Source organism: Pseudomonas sp. EA_65y_Pfl1_P113 (assembly GCF_963970525.1).
Classification (GTDB): domain Bacteria; phylum Pseudomonadota; class Gammaproteobacteria; order Pseudomonadales; family Pseudomonadaceae; genus Aquipseudomonas; species Aquipseudomonas tritici.
Map to the genome: position 1 here is coordinate 1 of NZ_CAXAQM010000744.1, position 255 is coordinate 255.

Here is a 255-nt window from a genome sequence, read left to right on the forward strand (position 1 = left end):
GCCTCTCGTTATCACGTATTCCAAGCGGTACTTTTGAACGGCTGCAGAACTGAGAGAAGCTGAATTCAACTCAAATCTTTCACCTTGATTGAGCGCCCATAGCTTTCCAACAAGGCTGTCATCAAGTACCACCTCTTCAGCTGTCTCCATCAGATGCCGTGTATGCAGTTTTTTTTGAAGCCTAACGCTTCTGGCCATGGATCAACCTACCAATAAACAGTCCGAAGATCGGCATGATAATACTGGAACGCGGAG

The 255-nt window shown here is 46.7% G+C and carries 1 protein-coding gene; it reads right to left on the bottom strand.

The genetic code is table 11. The annotated features are described in order from the left end of the window. Positions 1–198, bottom strand: a 198-nt coding sequence (locus AACY52_RS32000) for a hypothetical protein (RefSeq protein ID WP_339561647.1), incomplete at its 3' end; no start/stop codon positions are given. Between the last annotated feature and the right edge of the window lie 57 nt (positions 199–255).